Origin of the sequence: Allobosea sp. 2RAB26 (assembly GCF_052115465.1) — a bacterium.
Lineage (GTDB): Bacteria > Pseudomonadota > Alphaproteobacteria > Rhizobiales > Beijerinckiaceae > Allobosea.
Genome location: NZ_JBFRGS010000023.1, coordinates 46,780 through 66,388, shown reverse-complemented (window position 1 = coordinate 66,388; position 19,609 = coordinate 46,780). Strand labels below are relative to the sequence as shown.

Sequence of the window (19,609 nt, the reverse complement as noted above, 5' to 3'; positions counted from 1 at the left end):
GCAGTCTTTCGCGCCGTGCACTTGCGGGAAGCCGGCGGCCTGAGGCGCCCCGATGAAAGCCATCGTTCTTGGCGCGGCTGCAGGGGGCGGCTTTCCGCAATGGAATTGCCGGTGCCGGGTCTGCGCGCTGGCCTGGAGCAGGGATCCCCGCGCGCCCTGGCGGACGCAATCGAGCCTCGCGGTGACGCTCGATGACGAGAGCTGGATCGTTCTGAACGCGTCCCCCGATCTTGGCAGCCAGATCCGGACGACGCCGGCCCTGTGGCCGCGCGCCGAGCGCCATTCGCCGATCGGCACGGTCATTCTCAGCAGCGCCGAGATCGACCATGTCGCCGGGCTGCTCACCCTGCGCGAGCGGCATCCCTTCGATCTGGTCGCGCTCGCACCCGTCCTTGACGCGGTCGAGGCCAACCCGGTCTTCGCCGCTGTGCCGGCGCGTCGCATGATCGCGACCGCCGCCAGCCCCATCGCGCTGGCCGGCGGACTGACGGCCGAACTGTTTCCCGTCCCAGGCAAGGCACCGCTCTATCTCGAGGAGAGCGCATCCCGGCTCGAGTCCGAGGCTGGCGAAGCGGCGGGCATCCGGATCCGCGGCGCAGGGCGCTCGCTTGTCTATATCCCGGGCTGTGCCGCCTTGTCCGACAGCGTTCGTGACGCGGCCGAAAGCGCGGACGTGGTGTTCTTCGACGGCACCCTGTTCACGGATGACGAGATGATCTGCAGCGGCGTCGGCGAAAAGACCGGCCGGCGGATGGGGCATATGCCGATCACGGGCCCTGGCGGCTCGCTGTCCTGGCTCGCCAAGCTGCCTGCGGCGCGAAAGATCTACGTCCATCTGAACAACACCAATTCGGCGCTGATCGAGGGGTCGCCGGAGCGTCTCGTGATCGAAGCCGCGGGTATCGCGGTGGCCTATGACGGCATGGAGGTGCGGCTGTGACTGCTTTGCTATCGCCCGAGGAACTGGAACAGCGCCTGCGCGAGGTCGGAGAAGCGCGCTATCACGACAAGCACCCCTTCCACACCAGGCTGCATTCCGGCCAGTGCACGAAGGGCGAGGTCCAGGCCTGGGCCCTCAACCGCTTCACCTACCAGGCCCATATCCCTGTGAAGGACGCGTTCCTGATCGCCCGGACCAGCGACCCCGCGCTCCGCCGGGTCTGGCGCCAGCGTCTCGTCGACCATGATGGCGAGGGGGACGGTGAGGGCGGCATCGAACGCTGGCTCAGCCTCTGCGAAAGCCTGGGCCTGGCACGCGCCGATGTGCAGGCCCATCGCGGCGTCCTGCCGGCGACGCGCTTTGCGGTCGAGGCCTATGTCAATTTCGTGCGCGAGCGCCCGCTGCTCGAAGCCGTCGCGTCCTCCCTGACCGAGCTGTTTTCGCCAAAGGTCATCCGGCACCGCGTTGAAGGCATGCTGGCGCATTACGACTTCGTCAGCCCGGAGAGCCTGAGCTATTTCACCGCCCGCCCGGAACAGGCGCGGCGCGATGTCGAGACCGCACTTGCCTATGTCACGGCCCATGCCCGCACGCCGGCCGAGCAGGAGGCGGTGATCGCGGCGCTCGAATTCAAATGCGACGTGCTCTGGGCCATGCTGGATGCGCTCCATCACGCCTATGTCGAGCCTGGCCATATTCCGCCCGGCGCCTTCGTGCCGGCGCGCTGATCATCGCGGTCATGAGCGGCTGAGCCTGCAAAGCTGATTGCTGCGCCGGGCGCCAAGCCTTATCCTGCTGCCTGCGTGGCCTGCTCGACCTGCTATGATGTCAGGGAGATGCGATCGTGAGCGGAAAAGCTTTCGCCGTCTTGCTCTGCCAGGTCATGGCTCTGGTGCTGGCGATCGCGCCATGGCCGGCGCAGGCGCAGGAAACGCCGGTCGATATCTTGTTCGCGCGTCCCCATCTTTCCGGCGTGTCTTCGGGCACGGAGCTGACCTATCGGCTTGAGCGCTTGCCCTCCGACACGAAACGGCTGGGCGAGCCCTTCGGCGACGATATCAAGCTCGTGGTCAGATCCGTTGCAGCCAACGGCAGCCGCAATGTCGACCTCCGCCTGTTCACGGGCGAGCGGGCGCGCGAGCCTATGTCGATTACCGATCTGACCGGCAATCCGGTGCTCGTCATCTTCCTCGATCGGGCAGTGAGCAACATGGCGCAGCTCACCGGTGGAACGACGCCCTATTTCAAGGACCGGCTGCGCGCCGGCCTGCGCGACAAGGCAACAAGCGAAGCCACCAAGGTGGAATTCGAGGGCAAGACGCTGGATGCGACGCGGATCACCGTCAGGCCCTTTGTCGACGATACCAATATCGGGCGGATGCTCGGCTATGAGGACAGCCAGTTCGAGATTCTGGTGGCTGAGGCCGCGCCGGGCATGCTGCTCGACATGACCTCAAGGTTCGTCAGCACATTGCCGGATGCGCCGAAACTCGAGGAGCGCATCGTCCTGAAATCGGCGAGCGCCCAGCCATGAGCACGGTCGGGACGAGAGCAGGGCGGCACCACGGGTTTCTGGCGGCTCTGGCCGGGGGGCTGCTGGCGACGATCCTCGCTGCGGGCAATGGCGGCGCAGCCGAGGCGCCGGTCAACGACTATCCGACGGTCGCACGCGCCGATTACATCTTCGGGTGCATGGCCGCGAACGGCCAGACCCGTACGGCGCTGGAAAGATGCTCCTGCTCGATCGACGTGATCGCGTCTGTGCTGCCCTACAAGGCCTATGAGGAAGCCGAGACGATCATGTCCGTGCGCCAGCGCGGCGGTCAGAACGCCTCGATGTTCATTTCCATGCCTTTGATGCGCGAGAAGGTCGCACGCCTGAAGCGGGCGCAGATCGAAGGTGAATTGCGCTGCTTCTGATGTGGCGATGTCCGAACTGCCGGGGCCTCGGACGACCGGTTCAGTAGACCACGACGCTTCGGATCGACTTGCCCTCATGCATCAGGTCGAAGCCGTGATTGATCTCATCCAGGCTGAGCTTGTGGGTGATCAGGTCGTCGATATTGATCTTCCCCTCCATGTACCAGTCGACGATCTTCGGCACATCGGTGCGCCCGCGGGCGCCGCCGAAGGCGGTGCCTTTCCAGACCCGCCCGGTGACGAGCTGGAACGGCCGGGTCGCGATTTCCTTGCCGGCTTCGGCGACCCCGATGATGATCGATTCACCCCAGCCGCGATGGCAGCATTCCAGCGCCTGGCGCATCACGTTGGTATTGCCGGTCGCGTCGAAGGAGAAATCGGCGCCGCCGCCGGTCAGATCGACGATCGCCTGCACCACCTTGTCGTTGCCGATCTCGGCCGGATTGATGAACCCGGTCATGCCGAATTTCTCGGCCATGGCGCGCTTGCCCGGATTGATGTCGACACCGATGATCTTGTCGGCGCCGACCATGCGGGCGCCCTGGATGACATTGAGGCCGATACCGCCGAGCCCGAAGACCACGACATTGGCGCCGGGCCAGACCTTGGCGGTGTAGATCACCGCGCCGATCCCCGTCGTCACGCCGCAGCCGATATAGCAGATCTTGTCGAAGGGCGCGTCGTCGCGGACCTTAGCCACGGCGATCTCCGGCAACACCGTGAAATTCGCGAAGGTCGAGCAGCCCATATAGTGGAAGACCTCGCCGCCGTTGCAGGAGAAGCGCGAGGTGCCGTCCGGCATCACGCCCTGGCCTTGCGTCGCGCGGATCGCGGTGCAGAGATTGGTGCGGCGTGACAGGCAGCTTTTGCAATTCCGACATTCCGGCGTGTAGAGCGGAATGACGTGGTCGCCGACCTTGAGCGTGGTCACGCCGGCGCCGACCTCGCGGACGATGCCGGCGCCCTCATGGCCGAGGATCGCCGGGAACTTGCCCTCCGAATCCATGCCCGACAGCGTGTAGGCGTCGGTGTGGCAGATGCCGGTCGCCATCACCTCGACCAGGACCTCGCCCGCCTTCGGTCCGCCGATCTCGACCGTTTCGATGGTCAGCGGCTTCCGGGCCTCCCAGGCGACGGCTGCGCGTGTCTTCATGACCCGGGCCCTCCCAAGCAATCCCGATCAGGATTTCAGAACCCCCGACGCCTTTGCGATATGGGTGGAGATGAAATCCATCAGGGGCGGGGAGAGGCAATCATAGGGCTCGAGGCGAATTTCGCGCAGGCGTGCGCGTACCGCGCCCTGATTGGCCGGATCGGCCCCCGACTCGATGATCGAGGAAACGAAGGCGGCAAATTCCGGGGGCGACCAGCCGGTTTCCGGCGACAATTCGGTATGAACGAAATCAAGCCCGTAGAACGGATGGGCAGCCTTCTCGATGCGCCCGTACATATGGACGCCGCAGCCCTTGCAGGCGTGGCGCTGGATCGTGGCGGACTCATCGACGATCGCGAGCTTGTCGCCATTCTCGATCACGGTCACCTTGTTGCGCGGCGCCACCGCGACCATCGCAAACAACGCGCCCTTGGGCTTCCAGCATTTCGTGCAGCCGCAGGCGTGATTATGGGCCGATTGCGAGTCGACGCGGACCTTTACCGGGCGGTCCGTGCATTTGCAGACGAGCGTTCCGCCCTTGAAATCGGCGGAAGCCGGCGGGAGGCCGCGATCGATCGAGGGATGGATGGCAACGGTCTGGGTCATGATTTCGTCCTCCCTGTCGCCGGTATGATCACGCGTCTGGAACCACCTCGATCCCGCGCATGGAAATCCGGTGCTCGTCTACATGCGTCTGATGGCGCATGTCCGGCGTGCAATGTGGTATTTTTCTCTTCGCGACGCTTGCCCTGAAGGGAAGCAACCCTTGTCTGCCCGCGAAGACACGCCCCGGCCGGACGCGCCGAAGGCCATTCCTTGTGAGGGGGCGGCGATGTAGAGTGGCACGGTCGAAGCGGAATGCGCGACAATGACCCACGCGATCATATCCTTGAGCACCGCCACGACAGCGGCTCCGCTGCGGTCCGAGTACTGGGCTCAGGCGCTGGGCACGCTATGCGGGCCGCTTCGCGTCGATGCCTTCGGAGCCGGCACGATCGACGGGCATATCGATTATGCGACGATCCGGCGGCTGCGGCTCTGCCAGATCGAGGTCAGCCAACACCGGATCGCGCACCCCGCTTCATGCACTGAGCTGGGCGGTCGCCCGATAAAGGTGCTGTTTCAGACCGATGGCACCTCGCTGTTCGAGCAGGATGGCCGCCATTGCGTCATCACGCCCGGCGACTGTCTGATCTACGACGTGTCCAGGCCCCATGTGATCACGAGCGCGGCCCTGACGAAGCATCATGTCGTCATCATACCCCGGCAATTGCTGGAGCAACGTGGCGTGTCGCTCGATCCACTCCTGGCGCAACAGGTTTCGGCTCGCGAGGGCGCGGGCCGCCTGGCCCATGATTTCGTCCTGTCCGCCTTCAACGAGGCCCCGGCACTGGCGGCGGGCTGCGAAGTCCAGGTCGCCGACACCTTGCTCGATCTCGTGCTGATGCCCTTCTTTTCGCAAACGTCCTTCAGGACCTCGGGGCGCGCGGCTCTTTCATCCCGGATCAAGGCCTTCATTCGCGAGAACCTGAGCGATCCGGACCTGGGCATCGAGCAGCTCTCGTCGGCATTGGATTGCACGAAGCGCTATCTCCACATGTCCTTTGCCGATGAAGGCACGACGATCACCAGCTACATCTGGCAAGAGCGTCTGGAGAAATGCCTGGAAGAGCTCGAGTTCGGTTCGCGAACGGGCAAGACCCTGACCGATATCGCCTTCTCCTGGGGCTTCAGCAGCTCCTCGCATTTCACCCATCTGTTCAAGAAGCGCTACGGCATGCCGCCTTCGGCCATCCAAAGGCAGGCCGGTGATCCCGCGGGCTTCGGCCACGCCGGGCCAGTCGAACGGGGCAGCCATGCGAGCGGTCCCCGAGGCTGATCACAAGCATGATCCGCTCTTGGCGGTTCAGGCAGATGCTCCAGCGCGGCAGCCTCCCCTATGCGCTGCCCGTTGGTCTTCGCATTTCCGGTCAAAGGCCTGTAGGATGAGCCATCTCCGATGGCGGCTGGCGCGCGGTCTGCCTTGTCGTCGGGCGGGCTGGGCCACGCAAAAGTGGGGGAGCAGTCGATGCTTGCGATCGTCATCTCCGTTTGTCTCGTCACGGACCCCTCGATTTGCCGGAATGAGCGGATTCCGCTGGCGATCACTGTCTCTCCGAACCAGTGCGCGAAGAGCGCGGCGCCCTATGTCGCGCAATGGAATGGCGAACATCCCGACTGGCGCGTCGTCCGCTGGCGCTGCGCCGGCGCGGATGAGAAGGACATTTGACACGCGGACCTGGAGACGGTTGCGTCAAACCCCCTGATAGGTCCGGTAGATGAAATCGCTACGCTCGGATGCGGCTTCGGCTTCCGCCAGCGCAACGACCTCGCGATGCAGCGGCGACAATGAGCAGGCAGGGTCGGTCGCGGCCGCGTCGCCGGCCAGCGCCATGGCCTGGCAACGGCAGCCACCGAAATCCAGCTCCTTGCGCGCACAGCTGCGGCAGGGCTCCTGCATCCAGTCCGTGCCGCGGAAGGCATTGAACGCCCTGCCGCGATACCAGATCTCCGACAGGCTGGCGTCGCGGACATTGTCGAAGACCAGCCCCGCTATCGTCTCGGCCGCATGACAGGGCAGGGCGCGCCCTGTCGGCGTGATGTTCATCAACCGCGTGCCCCAGCCGCCCATGCAGGCTTTCGGGTAGCGGGCATAGTAATCGGGCAGCACGCAATCGATGACGAGGCGCCCGGCCGTGCGGCTTCTTGCCTCCTCGACATCCACCATCGCAGCTTCGACCTGCTTGCGCGTCGGCATCAACCTGGGGCGGTTGACCAGGCCCCAGCCGTAATACTGCACATGCGCGATCTCGATGCGCGCAGCACCCCATTCTTCCGCAAGCTCTACGAAGGCCGGAATCTGCTGCACGTTGTCCCGATGCACGACGGCATTGACGGTGAGCCGCAATCCGAGCCGGGCGATGGCGGCAGCGACTTCATGCTTGCGCTGCCACGCGCCCGTGTAACCGGCAACGCGATCGCAGGTTTCGGCATCGATCGCCTGAATGGAAAGCTGGATATGGTCGAGGCCCGCCTCAGTGACTGCGTCCAGCACGGCCGGCTGAAAGCCGACGCCGGAGGTGATCATGTTGGTATAGAGCCCGGCTTGATGCGCATATGCGACCAGTTCGGCGATGTCGCGCCGCAGCATCGGCTCGCCGCCCGAGAAATAGATATGCAGCACGCCGAGCGCGGCAGCCTCATCGATCAGCCGCTTCCACTCGGAGGTCGCGAGTTCGCCCGAGCGCCTGTCGAGCTCGAGCGGGTTGGAGCAATAGGGGCAACGCAGGGAACAGCGATGCGTCAGCTCCGCCAGCAAACCCATCGGCGGCTGCAATTCGGGCCGAGCAGGCTGGGTCTGTGGAAGCGTCTCGACATCGCTCACAGGTCGACCATCCTTTGATCGGCAAGGCCGCGCAGGAACGTCATGACGTCGGCGGCGATCTCGTCCCGGTCCGCGTCGAAGGTCGTCGCCAGATCCTGGACGATGGTTTCGACGCAACTCACCCCATCGATGCGCTGCAGGATCTCGAGCGCCATCTCATCGGGCTCGAACACGCGCTCGGGACCGAGAAGGAACCATTGCCGGCGGCTATCATCAAAGCGCAGGCGCACGCCACGGGGCAGTACCGGGACGATGCTCGCGACGTCAGCGGTCGTAATGCCAGCAGTCATGGGCCAGCGCCTCGTTCAGGTTCGTCAAGCGTATCGGTGCCAGGGGCGCGATGGCGGGATCGACGCCAGACCTGCCGCGACCACGCCGCCACGGCTGGGGGGCACCTCAACCCGTCGCCTCCACTGTCGAGCGCGCGCCGGACCGCCCATCGTGTGACAGCAAGCGCAGGGCACAGCACGCGCGGCTATGAGCCCGCCATCCGCGATGCTCACAAATAGACGCCGCTTGCGACCGCACCCGACGGCTTCCCGCCTGACACGTGAACGGACACCAACAATCCCATCGTGGCAGCCATCCCCGACGGCGGAACCGGGCGCCAGCGCCCGCAACCGCTCCCGGGTCGACGGCCTGTTACTCAGAACGGACGCTTCAGAACTGTGCCGGAGCGTAAGACGTCACTTCGCAGCCGACTGTCACTTCGATGATTGCGGGTTTTTTCCACTTGCGCATGATCGGTTTCTCCAGATCGTCGCCAGCCTTCTCAAGAGTAGGCGCCGGGAGCCTACACCCGCCGGCAGCCTGTTGCAAACAGAGCCCGCCGTCTGTCCGGAACTCACTGGCGAGGGCCGATCAGGGCTGTTCATGCGCGGCAAGGCGCGAGGGCGGGCGGCCCGGAGCGGCGGGCCATGCGCTGATCTCGGTGATGAATTTTTGCCGGAAGGCCCGCCCGAAATCCTCAAATCCCTGCGCCGGGAGCACGAAGGCGCCGGGGCCGCCGACGACGTTCTCGCCATACCAGCGCGCGAGCGTCTCAGCCTCGCTCCCTTCCAGGATCGGCAGCCCGTTGATGGTCAGGCCGATCGCGACCAGTTCATCGCGAACCTGCATCGGGGCGGCCTCGGGGTTGCAGTTTTCTTGTCCGTCCCCCGACACATCCAGGAGGACGCGCGTCGCCCGCATCGGGATTTGCGGCGTGATCTTGTCGGCGACGAAGCGCATCATCTGCGCCACGCAGGTGAATTCGCCGCCTTGCCGGGCGAGCCGGCGCAGTTTGCCTGCCAGCGCCCGCGCATCGGCGGCGCTGGCGACCCTGACCCACGGAATCGAGAAGCTAGGCTTGTCGGCCCAGAGGATGACGCTGATCGCGATCGCCTGGCGCGGCCCGCCGAGAATGGCCGCCTGCACGGAGGGGGCATCGAGTGCGTCCGCGATGCCGTCGATCTGCAGCCGATAGCGCCGCGCATCGACGGAATTCGACACGTCGATCGCCAGGATCAGGGCGGTGTCGACGCTTGCCCGTGTTTCAGCGCTGCCGTCCCGGGCGCCGGGCTGCATCACCAGCGCGGCCGCGAGGGCGATCAGCAAAGGACGAACAGATCGATCGAGCAACAGCACCGGCATGTGCTCCGCAACGCGTTCGACTGAGCTACCTTAACGCCTTGTCGAGATTATGCGCCAGGGCAAGGCCCCGAGCGCTCTCCAGGCCCTTCACCCCGGTCAGGATCGCCCCGTCGAAGTCGACGCCGGTCAGATCGGCTTCGCTCAGATCCGCGGCGGTGAGGTCGGCCTTGGACAGATCGACATTGACCAGCATCGCCCCGGTCAGATCGGCATGCCGCAATTTGGCAAAGCGCAGCACGATGCCTGTCAGGTCGGTATGGCGCAGGATCGCGCCTGTCAGGTCGCAGCCGAAGAGCTCGGTGCGTAGCGTGGTCATCAGCGTTCCCCGCATATCCGCATAGTTGAAGACGGCTGCGGTCAGGTCGGCTCCGCGCATATCGGCGCCGCTCAGGTGGGCGACAATGACGGCGCGTGCAAGATTGGCGTTCCGGAAGCGAGGCGCTTCGCTTGCATCATAGGACAGGCTCGAAACGGCGCTGGGCAGCAGCAGGGTCGCGTCGGAGAGGTCGGCGCCGCTGAAATCGGTGCCGATGATCACCGCCCGGTCGAGCCGGGCACCGTGCAGATCGGTTCCAGAAAGATCGGCACGAACCAGATCGGCGCCAAAGAGATCGCTGCCGGCGAGCCGCGCCCGCCGGAAATCGAGGCCGCTCAGATCGAGGCCGCGCAAATCCTGTCCGCCGAGATCGGCACGCGCGCCGGGCGCGAGCTGGAACAATCGCTGCGTAACCTCGCGAACGGTCAGCTTGGCTTCGGCGACCGCCGGCATGGGCGTGCAGAACAGGCAGAGCGCGACAAGCGCGGCTGTCCTGCGGGCGCGTCTGGCTGGGTTATAGGGCTGCGTGATCAGCTTTCCTTTCCGCTCTTGACCGGCCAGCTGCCGTGCAGCACGCGGCCGTCCGTATCCTTCGCGACCGCGGTGAGCACATCATCAGGACCTGTCGACCGGAAGGTGAAGCGGATATTGGGGTCCGCGCTTAGCGAGATGCCGCCCTCCATGCGGAAGACGAGCGCATCGCCGCGCTTTACCTCGACATCCGTGATGAATTTCGCCGGGATGTAGTAGCCGGTCAGCTGGTTCATCTGCATCCCGGAATAATTCGGGTGCCGGATCATCAATTGCGCCTCGCGGGAGGTCGAGGCCGGGAGGCTTGCCTCGAATTGCCGCAGCTGCATCTTGCCGAGTTCGGCCTCGGCGAGCTCGGCATCCTTCGGTGCCGGCGCCGAGCAGCCGCCGGATGCCTTCACATATTTGGTGGTCATGTGCAGCGCCCCGGTGCTGGTTTCGACCACGGCGCGCACATTCGAATAGGCGTCGATCCGTACGCGCGTCGACAGCATGATCTCGCCCGAGCCCTCGCCAAAGAAGAAGGTGGCGGCAACCGGCGCCGGGTTCTTGTCGATCAGCAAGGTCAGTGTGAGCGGGGCCGATGCCTTGTCGCGGTCGATTTTCACGGTCAGCGGAACCAGGGCCGCGTCTTCGGCGCGCACGGGCGCTTCCAGCGTCACCAGCCCGTCCTCCTCGCTGATCGGCCGGTTCTGGAACACGTCCTGGTGGAGGCCGGGCCAGGGATCGTCCTCGGCCCGCGCCAGCGTAACCGGCAGGCCCGTGACCATGGCGCCGACAAGATAAAGGACGCTGCGGCGTGCGATGAGCTCAGTCATGGCATCCTCCGGATCAGGCTGGCGGCGCTGCGATCACTCCCATTCAAGCTCGGCAAACGCGGCCGTGACATTGCGGGCGTTGAACTCGTCGAACAGGAGCCAGCTCTCCTTCTCGGAGAGCCCGGCGGTCGCGGCGGCCTCGGCAATCGATCGCCCCTCTTTTATCATGCGCCGCACATCCGCGGAAATTCTTTGCAGGTACTGCTTCTGCGGTTGCACGGCCTCGGGCCAGGCCGCCGTCGGTGGCCCATGGCCGGGCACGACACGCTTTGCCGCGACCTGTTCGAGGCGGCTGATCAGCGCCAGCCAGCCGCGGATCGATCCGTCGAGGACCGGAACATGCCGCATGAACAGCAGGTCGCCGAGAAAGAGCGTTCCCGAGGCCGAATCCCGAACGGTCAGGTCGTTGTCGGTATGCGCCGTCGGTTGCGCTTCGAGGATGAGCTCGCGTTCGCCGAGATCGATGACCGACCGGTCCTCGACGGCACGCGTCGGCGCGATCAGGCGGGTGCCGGCAAAGGCGTCCGGACCGAGCAGTTGCGCGTTGAGGGCAAGATAGCGCTCGGCCCGCGCGGCCAAGGCACGCGCCAGCTTGTGATGGCCGATGAATTCCGGCCGGTCATCGGCAAAGGCGGCGTTCCCGAACAGATGGTCGGGATGCATATGCGTGTTGATCACGTAGCGAATGGGCTTGTCGGTCACCGTCCGGATCGCGGCGCGCAGCGCCTGCCCGATGGCCAGGCTGCCGCCGGTGTCGATCACGGCGACGGCATCGCGACCGATCACGAAGGACAGGTTGGCGATGTCGCCCCGATTTGACGGCGCAAAGAGCGCATAAGCGCCCTGATGCACGAAAACGCCAGGCGCGATCTCGGTGACGCTCAAGGGCTGGGCTGCCGGGGTTGTCTGGGCCGCCGCCGGGGAAACGGGTCCGCTTTCACGGCCAGGCAGTGCCAGTGCGAGACAGAGCATCGCTCCCAGCACAGCCCGGATGCGCCGGCCCCGTCTTGCACATGGCCGCCGATTGAGGGCGCGCAGCGAAGATCGCAGATCTGGGCGCGATGGCAGGGCAGCGGCGGCCATCCGCTCTCTTAGCATGCGGAAGAAGGCAGTGCCATTTCGCGCTTAGGTCGTGCCGTGTCTCAAGTTGATCTGTCTCCTCCCCGAATTGTGCGATGCAGCATTCATTGCGATTGCATTTGCGTAGGTCAGTAATCGTGACGTGTCGGCGCGTGTCCGGATCGTGTTGTGACGTAATTTTGTAGGATTGGAGGGGGTGGAATCTTGCTGCGATCTTGTCCGTCATTGAAAAAGGGCTTACACATGCACCGGTAGAAATCGGCTTCTATGACTGACGCCCGGTTGGCGTCGATGCAGCCGTAGCCTGAACGCATGCCGAAACGCCTGGACGCTTCGGGTGTTCAGCCGTGACCACGCTATGGAGCGCTATCGCAGCAGACAAAAAACGCCAGGAGGAACGTCATGCGCAAGCTTATACAATCGGCAGCTTTGTTGACGACCGTGGCCTTTCCAGCGCTCGCGCTGGCTAATTCTGATGTGATCAAGCAGACATCTGATCCCAATCAATGGGCCATCCAGACTGGCGACTACGCGAATACGCGTTATTCCAAGCTGGACCAGATCAATCGGGACAACGTCAAAAATCTGAAGGTGGCGTGGACCTTCTCGACCGGCGTGCTGCGCGGCCATGAAGGCGCGCCCCTGGTCATCGGCAGCACGATGTATGTCCACACGCCGTTTCCAAACATCGTCTATGCGCTCGATCTGGATCAGGACGGCAAGATCCTCTGGAAATACGAGCCCAAGCAGGATCCGTCGGTCATTCCGGTGATGTGCTGCGATACGGTCTATCGCGGTGTCGCCTATGCGGACGGCATGATCTTCCTGCATCAGGCCGACACCACGGTGGTGGCGCTCGATGCCAAGACCGGCAAGGAAATCTGGAAGGTCGTCAACGGCGATCCGAAGAAGGGCGAGACCAATACGGCCACTGTCCTGCCGGTGAAGGACAAGGTCATCGTCGGCATTTCCGGAGCGGAATTCGGCGTGCGGGGACATGTCACCGCCTACGACATGAAGACAGGCAAGCAGCTCTGGCGGGCCTATTCGACCGGCCCCGACAGCGAGATGATGATCGATCCGGAGAAAACCACGTCGCTCGGCAAGCCGGTCGGCAAGGATTCCTCGCTGAAGACCTGGACGGGCGATCAGTGGAAGATCGGCGGCGGCTCGAGCTGGGGCTGGTATTCCTATGATCCGGAAACCAACCTGTTCTTCTACGGCACCGCCAATCCCTCGACCTGGAACCCGGTGCAGCGCGCCGGCGCCGACGGCAAGCCGATCGACCAGAAATGGACCATGTCGATCTTTGCCCGTGATGCCGACACCGGCGTCGCGAAATGGGCCTACCAGATGACGCCATTCGATGAGTGGGACTATGACGGCGTCAACGAGATGATCCTCGCCGATATCCCGGTTGGCGGCCAGCCCCGTAAGGCGCTCGTTCATTTCGACCGCAACGGGCTTGGTTACACGCTCGATCGTGTCACCGGTGAATTGCTCGTCGCCCAGAAATTCGACCCGAAAGTCAACTGGACGACCGGGGTCGTGATGGACAAGAACAGCCCGCAATATGGCCGTCCGCAGGTCGTGTCGGCCATGTCGACATTCCAGACCGGCCAGGACAAGAACACGAAGGGCGTCTGCCCGGCGGCGCTGGGCTCCAAGGACCAGCAACCGGCCGCCTATTCGCCGCGGACGGGTCTGTTCTACGTGCCGACGAACCATGTCTGCATGGATTACGAGCCGTTCCGCGTGTCCTATACGGCCGGCCAACCCTATGTCGGCGCAACCCTCTCGATGTATCCGGCACCCGGCAGCCATGGCGGCATGGGCAATTTCGTCGCCTGGGATGCGGGCCAGGGCAAGATCGTCTGGTCGGTTCCGGAGCAGTTCTCGGTCTGGTCGGGTGCGCTCGCGACCGCAGGCGGGGTGGTCTTCTACGGCACGCTGGAAGGTTACCTGAAGGCGGTTGACGAGAAGGACGGCAAGGAACTGTTCAAGTTCAAGACGCCGTCGGGCATCATCGGCAACGTCATGACCTATACCCACAAGGGCAAGCAGCAGGTCGCGGTCTTGTCCGGCATCGGTGGCTGGGCCGGGATCGGTCTCGCTGCCGGTTTGACCAATCCGACCGACGGTCTCGGCGCAGTCGGCGGCTATGCCGCGCTGCGCGACTACACCGCGCTCGGTGGCGTGTTAACGGTCTTCACGCTGCCATGATCGGCGCGTGACGGATGGCCGGCGCGGCTGAACAGGTTGCGCCGGCCTTTTTGATGCCCGCCCCGGCTGTCACGGCCGACAATCGACGATGCAGCGGCTACCGGAGAGGCTGAAAGTGAAACATTTCGGCATCGGCTTCGCACTTGCAGGTTTCGCTCTTTTGGCCGTGTTGTTGCCGGCGACCGGCGGGTCGTCGCAGGACAAGCCGGCAAAGACCGAACAGGATGGAAAATGGACGCTGGAGGACGGCACGCCGACCTACAACATCACGGCTGACGGCAAGGTCGACTGGTATACCTATTCCGGCTTCCGGCGGTACCATTCGGAATGCCATGTCTGTCACGGGCCGGAGGGGGAAGGGTCGAGCTATGCCCCGGCCCTGGTCGGGTCCCTGAAAACCATGAAATATACCGACTTCACGGAAGTGGTGGCTGGCGGGCGCACGATCACGCGCCCCGACAAGACGAGCGTCATGCCGGCGCTCGGCGATAACGCCAATGTCATGTGCTATCTCGACGACATCTACGTTTATCTCAAGGCGCGCGCCGATGGTGTGCTGCCGCGGGGCACGCGTCCGGAACGCGCCGTCGAAAAGCCGGAGACGGCCGTCCAAAATGAAAAGACCTGCATGGGCTCCTAGAGCGAGGCCCGGACGGCTGCGCAGCAGCTGCGTGTCCGGCCCTGCCACCACCCGGCCACCAGTGCGGGCATGGCGGCCCGCTGATGTCTTTCGCTGGCTGATCTGCTGCGCGATCCTGCTCTTCGCCGCGGGGGGCGCCAGCCACGCCGCCGAGACCGGCCGTGCCGATCTGGTCAATCACGAAGTCCTCCGCGTCTGCAGCGACCCGGCCAATTTGCCCTTCTCGAACGAGGCGGGGCAGGGCTTTGAGAACAAGATCGCCGAACTCGTCGCGGATGATTTGAAGCTTCCGCTCGAATACACTTGGTTTCCGCAGGCGACGGGATTTGTGCGCCAGACGCTGTTCGCAAAGCGCTGCGACCTGATCATCGGTTACGCGCAGGGCGACGATCTCGTCCTCAACAGCAACCATTATTACCGCTCGAGCTATGTCCTGGTTCATCGGCCGGGGCAGGGGCTCGACGGCGTCGTTACGCTTGCCGACGAGCGGTTGAAGGACAAGCGCATCGGCATCGTCGCCGGCACACCGCCCGGGAACAACATGGCGATGCTCGGGCTGATGCAGAAGGCAAGGCCCTATCCGCTGACGGTCGACCGGCGCTTCGACTCTCCCGCGGAGCGCATGATCGCCGATATCCGTTCCGGAGAGATCGATGCCGGGATCCTGTGGGGGCCGATCGGCGGCTATTTCGCCAGCCGCGGCGGCGAAAAGCTGACCGTGACGCCGCTGCTGAGGGAAACGATGGGGCCGCGCATGGCTTATCGGATCACCTTCGGCGTGCGTCATCAGGAGGATGACTGGAAACGCAAGTTGAACGAGATCATCGCCAGGAGGCAGGGCGATATCGATGCGATCCTGCTGGATTTCGGCGTCCCGCTGCTGGACGAGGACACGGTGCCGATCACAGCGCCGCGGCGCTGAGCATGTGGCGCGGCACTCCCCTGTTGGCACTCTGGCTGGCGGCGGGGTCAGCGGCCGGCGGCCTGGCGTGGGCCGTCCCGGACGAACCCGCAGGCTATCGTACCGAGAATTATCGCGCGCCGGTTCCAGCGATGCTCCAGGGCGCCCGCGTCATCGACACACGGGCGGCAGAGCTGCTGTGGCGCGGGAAATCAGCCGTCTTCATCGATGTCCTGCCACGCCCCGTGAAACCCGACAACCTGCCGGCGAACATGGTCTGGCGCGAGGCGCCGCATCGCAGCATTCCGGGCGCGGTCTGGCTGGCCAATACCGGCTATGGCGTCATCCCCGAACCGTTGCTGCAGGCCTTCCAGGCGCAGCTCGCGACGCTCAGCAGCGGCGACAAGGCGAAAACGCTGGTCTTCTTCTGCCTGAAGGATTGCTGGATGTCCTGGAACGCAGCCAAGCGCGCCGTCTCTTGGGGGTACAGCAATGTCATCTGGTTTCCCGACGGCAGCGATGGCTGGGGCGAGGCGCTGCTTCCGCTCGTCGAGATTGCGCCGGCGCTATGAGACCCGCGCCGGACCGAAGCGCCCGGCACCGAAGTGCCGTGGCCGCGGCGAGGCGGCGTCAATCCTTCATCAGCGCCCGGATTTCGCGGGCGAGATCGAAGGCGCGCTGCTCGATCTGCACCGGTATCTCGCAGGCGAGGGGCAGAGATTCCTGCCTCTCGGCGAAGAACCGCGTATCCCACTTGTACCTGTCCTCCGCCACGGTGAGCTCCGCCTTGGCCTTCTCGTCCAGCGCCGCCTTGGCGCGCAGCGCACCCAGCGCCGCTCCCTGCTCCTGGATCCGCTCGGCGAGCTGCCTTTGCCGATGCTGAAACCGGCCGATCCCTGCGAGCACGATGGCGCGGTCGTCATTGATGGTCTTCAACACGCCGGCGAACAGCATTTTCAGCTTCTCGTCCCGGCTTGAGTCCGGCTGGGCCTTGGCCCATTGCGCCAGGCTCTCGCTTGCTTGCTCCATCGGGTTGGCGCGGCTGACGAGTGCCTTGATCAGGCGCTCCATCTCCGCGTCGTCCTGCCAGCCGGTGAGCGCCTCGACATCGGGGCCATCCCACATCTGCGCCGCAGTGAGCGTCGCGACCCTGCGCTGCACGCAGGGCCATTCCGGTTCGTCCGGGCGCGCCGGCAAGGCTGCGAACATGCCTGCCAACAGGGCCGCGCCGCAGGCGATCCGGAGCCTCGTGCGGATCAGGCGTTGGCTCGGGACAAGACCTCTCGGGAACGTCATGCCGTGCCTCCGGGAGCACCACGCCGACCCAGCAAACCCTTCGATGGATTATAGGCGTAAATGGCAGCAGCGAGAAAGACGGCGGTAAAACCCAGCACCGCCGCAAGCGAGACAGGATCAATCTGCGCGTAGAGGGCGAAGCGGATCAGTTCGACCGCATGGGTGAAGGGATTGAAACGGCAGATCTCATAGAGCAGCGGGCTCGATTCCCGGATGCGCCACAGCGGATAGAGCGCGGACGAGGCAAAGAACATCGGGAAGATCACGAAGTTCATGACCCCGGCGAAGTTCTCCAGCTGCTTGATGATCGACGACATGAACAGGGCGAGCGCGCCGAGCATCAGGCTCGCCAGGAACAAGGCCGGCAGCACCGTGAGGTAGCCGAGCAGGGGCGGCTCGATTTCCCAGAAATAGGCGATCAGCAGAAAGACATAGACCTGCAGCAGCGCCACCGTGCCGCCGCCGATCAGCTTCGATGTCAGCAGGAACCAGCGCGGAAACGGGCTGACGAGCAAGGTTCGCATCGTGCCGGTTTCGCGGTCATAGACCATCGAGAGCGAGGACTGCATGGCATTGAAGAGCAGGATCATGCCGATCAGGCCCGGCGTCACGAAGACCTCGTAGAGCACATAGGTTTCATAGGGCGGGATGATCGAGACGCCGAGAACCTGGCGAAAGCCGGCGGCGAAGATGAAGAGCCAGACGAGCGGCCGCACCAGCGCGGAGAGGAAGCGTTCGCGCTGATGGATGAAGCGCAGCATCTCGCGCCAGACGATACCGTTGAAGCAGGCGAGATAACCGGAGAAGCCCGAGCGCTCCGGCGCGTCCGCCAGTGTCGGTGGCGCATGATCCAGCGGGATGGTCTTCATGCCGTCACCGTGCCGGCAGGATTGGCAGCCGCAGAGCCCGTCATCGTCGTGAATGCCTCGCGTATCGTTGCCGTGCCCGTCATGGCGAGCAGGTTGTCGTGATCGCCGGCAAACAGAACCCGGCCCTTGTGCAGGATGACGATGCGGTCGCTCGGCGCGACCTCGTCGATCAGATGAGTCGCCCACAGGACGCCGAGCCCCTGGCTGGCGACGAGATCGCGCACCAAGGCGATGATGCCCTCGCGCGCTCCGATATCGAGGCCGACGGTGGCTTCATCGAGCAGAAGGCAACGCGGCTCGTGCAGCAGGGCACGCGCGATCTCGACCCTGCGCGCCTGGCCGCCCGACAGCGCACGCACCTTGTCGCGTGCCTTGTCGGAGAGCCCGATGATGTCGAGCAGTTCCATGGCGCGCGCCCGCGCCGCGGCGAGACCGAAACCATGCAGCGCCGCATGATAGGCGAGGTTTTGCAGCAGGCTCAGGTCGGCATCGAGCGAGCGGCTCTGGAACACCACGCCGATCTGCCGCAGCGCTGCCGACGGGGCGCGACGCACATCATTGCCGAAGACCCGGATCTCGCCGCTGACATTGTCATAGAGCCGCGTGATCAGCGCAAACAGCGTCGATTTACCCGCGCCGTTGAGGCCGAGCAGAACGGTGAACGAACCGGCCGGAACCTCCAGCGACACATCGACGAGGGCACGCCGCTCGCCGAAGGCATGGCTGACCCCGGCGACCGAGAGCGCCATGCCGACCCGCCGATCGTCGAATGCTGCGTTCACGTGACGATGATCCGCGCCGCGTTAGCCAAAGATGGAGCAACGATGCAAGCCTTCATGCTCTCCTCCGAACGACTCTTGGCCTTCTGCGTGCCGAGGCGCGCGCTGATCAAAATGGGGCGATGGCGACACCCCAGGGGTAGCGTCCTACCTTCACCGACTTGGTGACACGCAGTTTCTCGACATCGATGATCGAGACGTCGTTCGATGTGCCGTTCGTCGTGAAGAGCAGCTTCTCGTCGGGCGTGAAGGCGAGCTGCCAGACGCGCTGCCCGACCAGGAGATAGCGCTCCACTTTCAGGGTTGCGGTATCGACGACGGCGACGCGGTTGGCCGGCCCGAGCGCGACGAAGGCTGTTTTGCCATCCCTGGTGATCCGGATGCCGACGGGCTGGATGGCGTCGGCGTTGACGCCATTGATCTGGAACGACACCTTGCCGACGGGCTTGCGCGTCTTGACGTCGATGACGCTGACCGTGCCGCCGATCTCGGAGCTGACCCAGACCTGCGATCCGTCCGGCGTGAACTGCGCATAGCGCGGGCGGGCGTCGACCAGGACATGGTCGGTCGTCTTATTGCTTCCCGTGTCGATGAAATGCGCCATGTTCGTCGTTTCGGAGGTGTTGACGAGAATGGTCCCGTCAGGGCTGATGCCCATGCCCTCGGGCTCGACACCGACGGGGATTTCCGACAGGACCGAGCCCTTCTCGATATCGACGACGGTGACGATATTGTCGTCCTCGTTGGCGATATAGAGCGGGTTGCCTTTCGGATGCAGGGTGAAGAGCTCCGGGTCAGGACCCGAGGGCAGATTCTTGACGAATTCCAGGGTCTTGGTGTCGAAGACCTGCACGACATTGTCGTCGCTCGCGCAGATCAGCAGCCACTCGCCGTTCCGGGCCAGCACGACCCCGCGCGGACGTTGACCGACCTTGATGGTCTTGGTCACTTCCAGCGTCGTGCTGTCGATGACGCTGACGGTGTTGTCCTTTTCATTGGAGACGAACACCGTGTAGGCGTTGGCTGTGGATCCGAGCAGTAAAAGCGCGCCCGCCGAAAGAAATGATGTGAGCCGCATGGTGTTCCG

The 19,609-nt window shown here is 64.5% G+C and carries 23 protein-coding genes; 10 read left to right on the top strand and 13 right to left on the bottom strand.

The window, feature by feature from the left end; translation table 11 throughout:
• Window positions 1-52: 52 nt before the first annotated feature.
• From pqqB to AB4118_RS29800, 4 genes are all read left to right on the top strand, one after another.
• Window positions 53-940 (top strand): pyrroloquinoline quinone biosynthesis protein PqqB, encoded by an 888-nt coding sequence (gene pqqB / locus AB4118_RS29815; protein WP_441493158.1) that lies wholly within the window; start codon window positions 53-55, stop codon window positions 938-940.
• A complete protein-coding gene (gene pqqC / locus AB4118_RS29810) occupies window positions 937-1,668 on the top strand; it encodes a pyrroloquinoline-quinone synthase PqqC (protein WP_441493157.1) in 732 nt (243 codons plus the stop codon). The genes pqqB and pqqC overlap by 4 nt, the downstream gene beginning before the upstream one ends.
• A 116-nt stretch (window positions 1,669-1,784) precedes the next feature.
• Window positions 1,785-2,474, top strand: coding sequence for a hypothetical protein (locus AB4118_RS29805; RefSeq protein WP_441493156.1), 690 nt, complete (start codon window positions 1,785-1,787; stop codon window positions 2,472-2,474).
• A complete protein-coding gene (locus AB4118_RS29800; RefSeq protein ID WP_441493155.1) occupies window positions 2,471-2,860 on the top strand; it encodes a hypothetical protein in 390 nt (129 codons plus the stop codon). Before AB4118_RS29805 ends, AB4118_RS29800 begins: the two co-directional genes overlap by 4 nt.
• A 40-nt stretch (window positions 2,861-2,900) precedes the next feature.
• Here the strand turns inward: AB4118_RS29800 and AB4118_RS29795 are convergent, their stop codons facing one another.
• Together AB4118_RS29795 and gfa are read right to left on the bottom strand one after the other, a co-directional pair.
• Window positions 2,901-4,013, bottom strand: a complete 1,113-nt coding sequence (locus tag AB4118_RS29795) for an S-(hydroxymethyl)glutathione dehydrogenase/class III alcohol dehydrogenase (RefSeq protein WP_441493154.1) — start codon at window positions 4,011-4,013, stop codon at window positions 2,901-2,903.
• A 27-nt stretch (window positions 4,014-4,040) separates the two neighbouring features.
• A complete protein-coding gene (gfa, locus tag AB4118_RS29790; protein WP_441493153.1) occupies window positions 4,041-4,619 on the bottom strand; it encodes an S-(hydroxymethyl)glutathione synthase in 579 nt (192 codons plus the stop codon).
• 283 nt (window positions 4,620-4,902) lie between these two features.
• Between gfa and AB4118_RS29785 the strand changes: the two genes are divergently transcribed.
• The gene (locus AB4118_RS29785) at window positions 4,903-5,892 is read left to right on the top strand and encodes an AraC-like ligand-binding domain-containing protein (RefSeq protein WP_441493152.1); all 990 of its coding nucleotides are present in this window, start codon (window positions 4,903-4,905) and stop codon (window positions 5,890-5,892) included.
• A 189-nt stretch (window positions 5,893-6,081) separates the two neighbouring features.
• A complete protein-coding gene (locus AB4118_RS29780; protein ID WP_441493151.1) occupies window positions 6,082-6,282 on the top strand; it encodes a hypothetical protein in 201 nt (66 codons plus the stop codon).
• Window positions 6,283-6,306: 24 nt separating this feature from the next.
• Here the strand turns inward: AB4118_RS29780 and pqqE are convergent, their stop codons facing one another.
• The 7 genes from pqqE to AB4118_RS29745 form a co-directional block, all read right to left on the bottom strand.
• A complete protein-coding gene (gene pqqE / locus AB4118_RS29775) occupies window positions 6,307-7,377 on the bottom strand; it encodes a pyrroloquinoline quinone biosynthesis protein PqqE (protein WP_441493174.1) in 1,071 nt (356 codons plus the stop codon).
• 56 nt (window positions 7,378-7,433) lie between these two features.
• Window positions 7,434-7,727, bottom strand: a complete 294-nt coding sequence (gene pqqD / locus AB4118_RS29770) for a pyrroloquinoline quinone biosynthesis peptide chaperone PqqD (protein ID WP_441493150.1) — start codon at window positions 7,725-7,727, stop codon at window positions 7,434-7,436.
• 370 nt (window positions 7,728-8,097) lie between these two features.
• Window positions 8,098-8,178 (bottom strand): pyrroloquinoline quinone precursor peptide PqqA, encoded by an 81-nt coding sequence (gene pqqA / locus AB4118_RS29765; RefSeq protein WP_113511953.1) that lies wholly within the window; start codon window positions 8,176-8,178, stop codon window positions 8,098-8,100.
• Between the two features lie 120 nt (window positions 8,179-8,298).
• Window positions 8,299-9,033: a DUF1194 domain-containing protein gene (locus AB4118_RS29760; RefSeq protein ID WP_441493149.1), complete on the bottom strand. Its 735-nt coding sequence runs from the start codon at window positions 9,031-9,033 to the stop codon at window positions 8,299-8,301.
• A gap of 61 nt (window positions 9,034-9,094) precedes the next feature.
• Window positions 9,095-9,838 (bottom strand): pentapeptide repeat-containing protein, encoded by a 744-nt coding sequence (locus tag AB4118_RS29755; protein ID WP_441493148.1) that lies wholly within the window; start codon window positions 9,836-9,838, stop codon window positions 9,095-9,097.
• 77 nt (window positions 9,839-9,915) lie between these two features.
• A complete protein-coding gene (locus AB4118_RS29750; protein WP_441493147.1) occupies window positions 9,916-10,734 on the bottom strand; it encodes a quinoprotein dehydrogenase-associated SoxYZ-like carrier in 819 nt (272 codons plus the stop codon).
• A 33-nt stretch (window positions 10,735-10,767) separates the two neighbouring features.
• Complete coding sequence (locus tag AB4118_RS29745) at window positions 10,768-11,706, bottom strand: quinoprotein relay system zinc metallohydrolase 2 (RefSeq protein ID WP_441493146.1); 939 nt, start codon at window positions 11,704-11,706, stop codon at window positions 10,768-10,770.
• A 510-nt stretch (window positions 11,707-12,216) separates the two neighbouring features.
• Between AB4118_RS29745 and AB4118_RS29740 the strand changes: the two genes are divergently transcribed.
• From AB4118_RS29740 to AB4118_RS29725, 4 genes are all read left to right on the top strand, one after another.
• Window positions 12,217-14,037, top strand: coding sequence for a methanol/ethanol family PQQ-dependent dehydrogenase (locus AB4118_RS29740; protein ID WP_441493145.1), 1,821 nt, complete (start codon window positions 12,217-12,219; stop codon window positions 14,035-14,037).
• Between the two features lie 115 nt (window positions 14,038-14,152).
• Window positions 14,153-14,677, top strand: coding sequence for a c-type cytochrome, methanol metabolism-related (locus AB4118_RS29735; protein ID WP_441493144.1), 525 nt, complete (start codon window positions 14,153-14,155; stop codon window positions 14,675-14,677).
• On the top strand, window positions 14,652-15,599 hold the full coding sequence (locus tag AB4118_RS29730; protein WP_441493143.1) for a substrate-binding domain-containing protein: 948 nt from the start codon (window positions 14,652-14,654) through the stop codon (window positions 15,597-15,599). The genes AB4118_RS29735 and AB4118_RS29730 overlap by 26 nt, the downstream gene beginning before the upstream one ends.
• Window positions 15,600-15,601: 2 nt before the next feature.
• On the top strand, window positions 15,602-16,150 hold the full coding sequence (locus AB4118_RS29725) for a PQQ-dependent catabolism-associated CXXCW motif protein (RefSeq protein WP_441493142.1): 549 nt from the start codon (window positions 15,602-15,604) through the stop codon (window positions 16,148-16,150).
• A gap of 58 nt (window positions 16,151-16,208) precedes the next feature.
• Here the strand turns inward: AB4118_RS29725 and AB4118_RS29720 are convergent, their stop codons facing one another.
• The 4 genes from AB4118_RS29720 to AB4118_RS29705 all read right to left on the bottom strand — a co-directional run bounded on the left by AB4118_RS29720 (window position 16,209) and on the right by AB4118_RS29705 (window position 19,600).
• Window positions 16,209-16,874, bottom strand: coding sequence for a hypothetical protein (locus tag AB4118_RS29720; RefSeq protein WP_441493141.1), 666 nt, complete (start codon window positions 16,872-16,874; stop codon window positions 16,209-16,211).
• On the bottom strand, window positions 16,871-17,743 hold the full coding sequence (locus tag AB4118_RS29715; RefSeq protein WP_441493140.1) for an ABC transporter permease: 873 nt from the start codon (window positions 17,741-17,743) through the stop codon (window positions 16,871-16,873). The genes AB4118_RS29720 and AB4118_RS29715 overlap by 4 nt, the downstream gene beginning before the upstream one ends.
• A complete protein-coding gene (locus tag AB4118_RS29710) occupies window positions 17,740-18,492 on the bottom strand; it encodes an ABC transporter ATP-binding protein (RefSeq protein WP_441493173.1) in 753 nt (250 codons plus the stop codon). Before AB4118_RS29710 ends, AB4118_RS29715 begins: the two co-directional genes overlap by 4 nt.
• A 139-nt stretch (window positions 18,493-18,631) precedes the next feature.
• A complete protein-coding gene (locus AB4118_RS29705) occupies window positions 18,632-19,600 on the bottom strand; it encodes a YVTN family beta-propeller repeat protein (protein ID WP_441493139.1) in 969 nt (322 codons plus the stop codon).
• Between the last annotated feature and the right edge of the window lie 9 nt (window positions 19,601-19,609).

Excerpts from the sequence above, each read along its gene's own strand:
- pqqB (WP_441493158.1), top strand. The coding sequence starts at position 53 with ATGAAAGCCATCGTTCTTGGCGCGGCTGCAGGGGGCGGCTTTCCGCAA.
- AB4118_RS29800 (WP_441493155.1), top strand. The coding sequence starts at position 2,471 with ATGAGCACGGTCGGGACGAGAGCAGGGCGGCACCACGGGTTTCTGGCG.
- AB4118_RS29795 (WP_441493154.1), bottom strand. The coding sequence starts at position 4,013 with ATGAAGACACGCGCAGCCGTCGCCTGGGAGGCCCGGAAGCCGCTGACC.
- gfa (WP_441493153.1), bottom strand. The coding sequence starts at position 4,619 with ATGACCCAGACCGTTGCCATCCATCCCTCGATCGATCGCGGCCTCCCG.
- AB4118_RS29780 (WP_441493151.1), top strand. The coding sequence starts at position 6,082 with ATGCTTGCGATCGTCATCTCCGTTTGTCTCGTCACGGACCCCTCGATT.
- pqqE (WP_441493174.1), bottom strand. The coding sequence starts at position 7,377 with ATGGGTTTGCTGGCGGAGCTGACGCATCGCTGTTCCCTGCGTTGCCCC.
- pqqD (WP_441493150.1), bottom strand. The coding sequence starts at position 7,727 with ATGACTGCTGGCATTACGACCGCTGACGTCGCGAGCATCGTCCCGGTA.
- pqqA (WP_113511953.1), bottom strand. The coding sequence starts at position 8,178 with ATGCGCAAGTGGAAAAAACCCGCAATCATCGAAGTGACAGTCGGCTGC.
- AB4118_RS29755 (WP_441493148.1), bottom strand. The coding sequence starts at position 9,838 with ATGCCGGCGGTCGCCGAAGCCAAGCTGACCGTTCGCGAGGTTACGCAG.
- AB4118_RS29750 (WP_441493147.1), bottom strand. The coding sequence starts at position 10,734 with ATGACTGAGCTCATCGCACGCCGCAGCGTCCTTTATCTTGTCGGCGCC.
- AB4118_RS29745 (WP_441493146.1), bottom strand. The coding sequence starts at position 11,706 with ATGCTCTGTCTCGCACTGGCACTGCCTGGCCGTGAAAGCGGACCCGTT.
- AB4118_RS29740 (WP_441493145.1), top strand. The coding sequence starts at position 12,217 with ATGCGCAAGCTTATACAATCGGCAGCTTTGTTGACGACCGTGGCCTTT.
- AB4118_RS29730 (WP_441493143.1), top strand. The coding sequence starts at position 14,652 with ATGAAAAGACCTGCATGGGCTCCTAGAGCGAGGCCCGGACGGCTGCGC.
- AB4118_RS29725 (WP_441493142.1), top strand. The coding sequence starts at position 15,602 with ATGTGGCGCGGCACTCCCCTGTTGGCACTCTGGCTGGCGGCGGGGTCA.
- AB4118_RS29720 (WP_441493141.1), bottom strand. The coding sequence starts at position 16,874 with ATGACGTTCCCGAGAGGTCTTGTCCCGAGCCAACGCCTGATCCGCACG.
- AB4118_RS29715 (WP_441493140.1), bottom strand. The coding sequence starts at position 17,743 with ATGAAGACCATCCCGCTGGATCATGCGCCACCGACACTGGCGGACGCG.
- AB4118_RS29710 (WP_441493173.1), bottom strand. The coding sequence starts at position 18,492 with ATGGCGCTCTCGGTCGCCGGGGTCAGCCATGCCTTCGGCGAGCGGCGT.
- AB4118_RS29705 (WP_441493139.1), bottom strand. The coding sequence starts at position 19,600 with ATGCGGCTCACATCATTTCTTTCGGCGGGCGCGCTTTTACTGCTCGGA.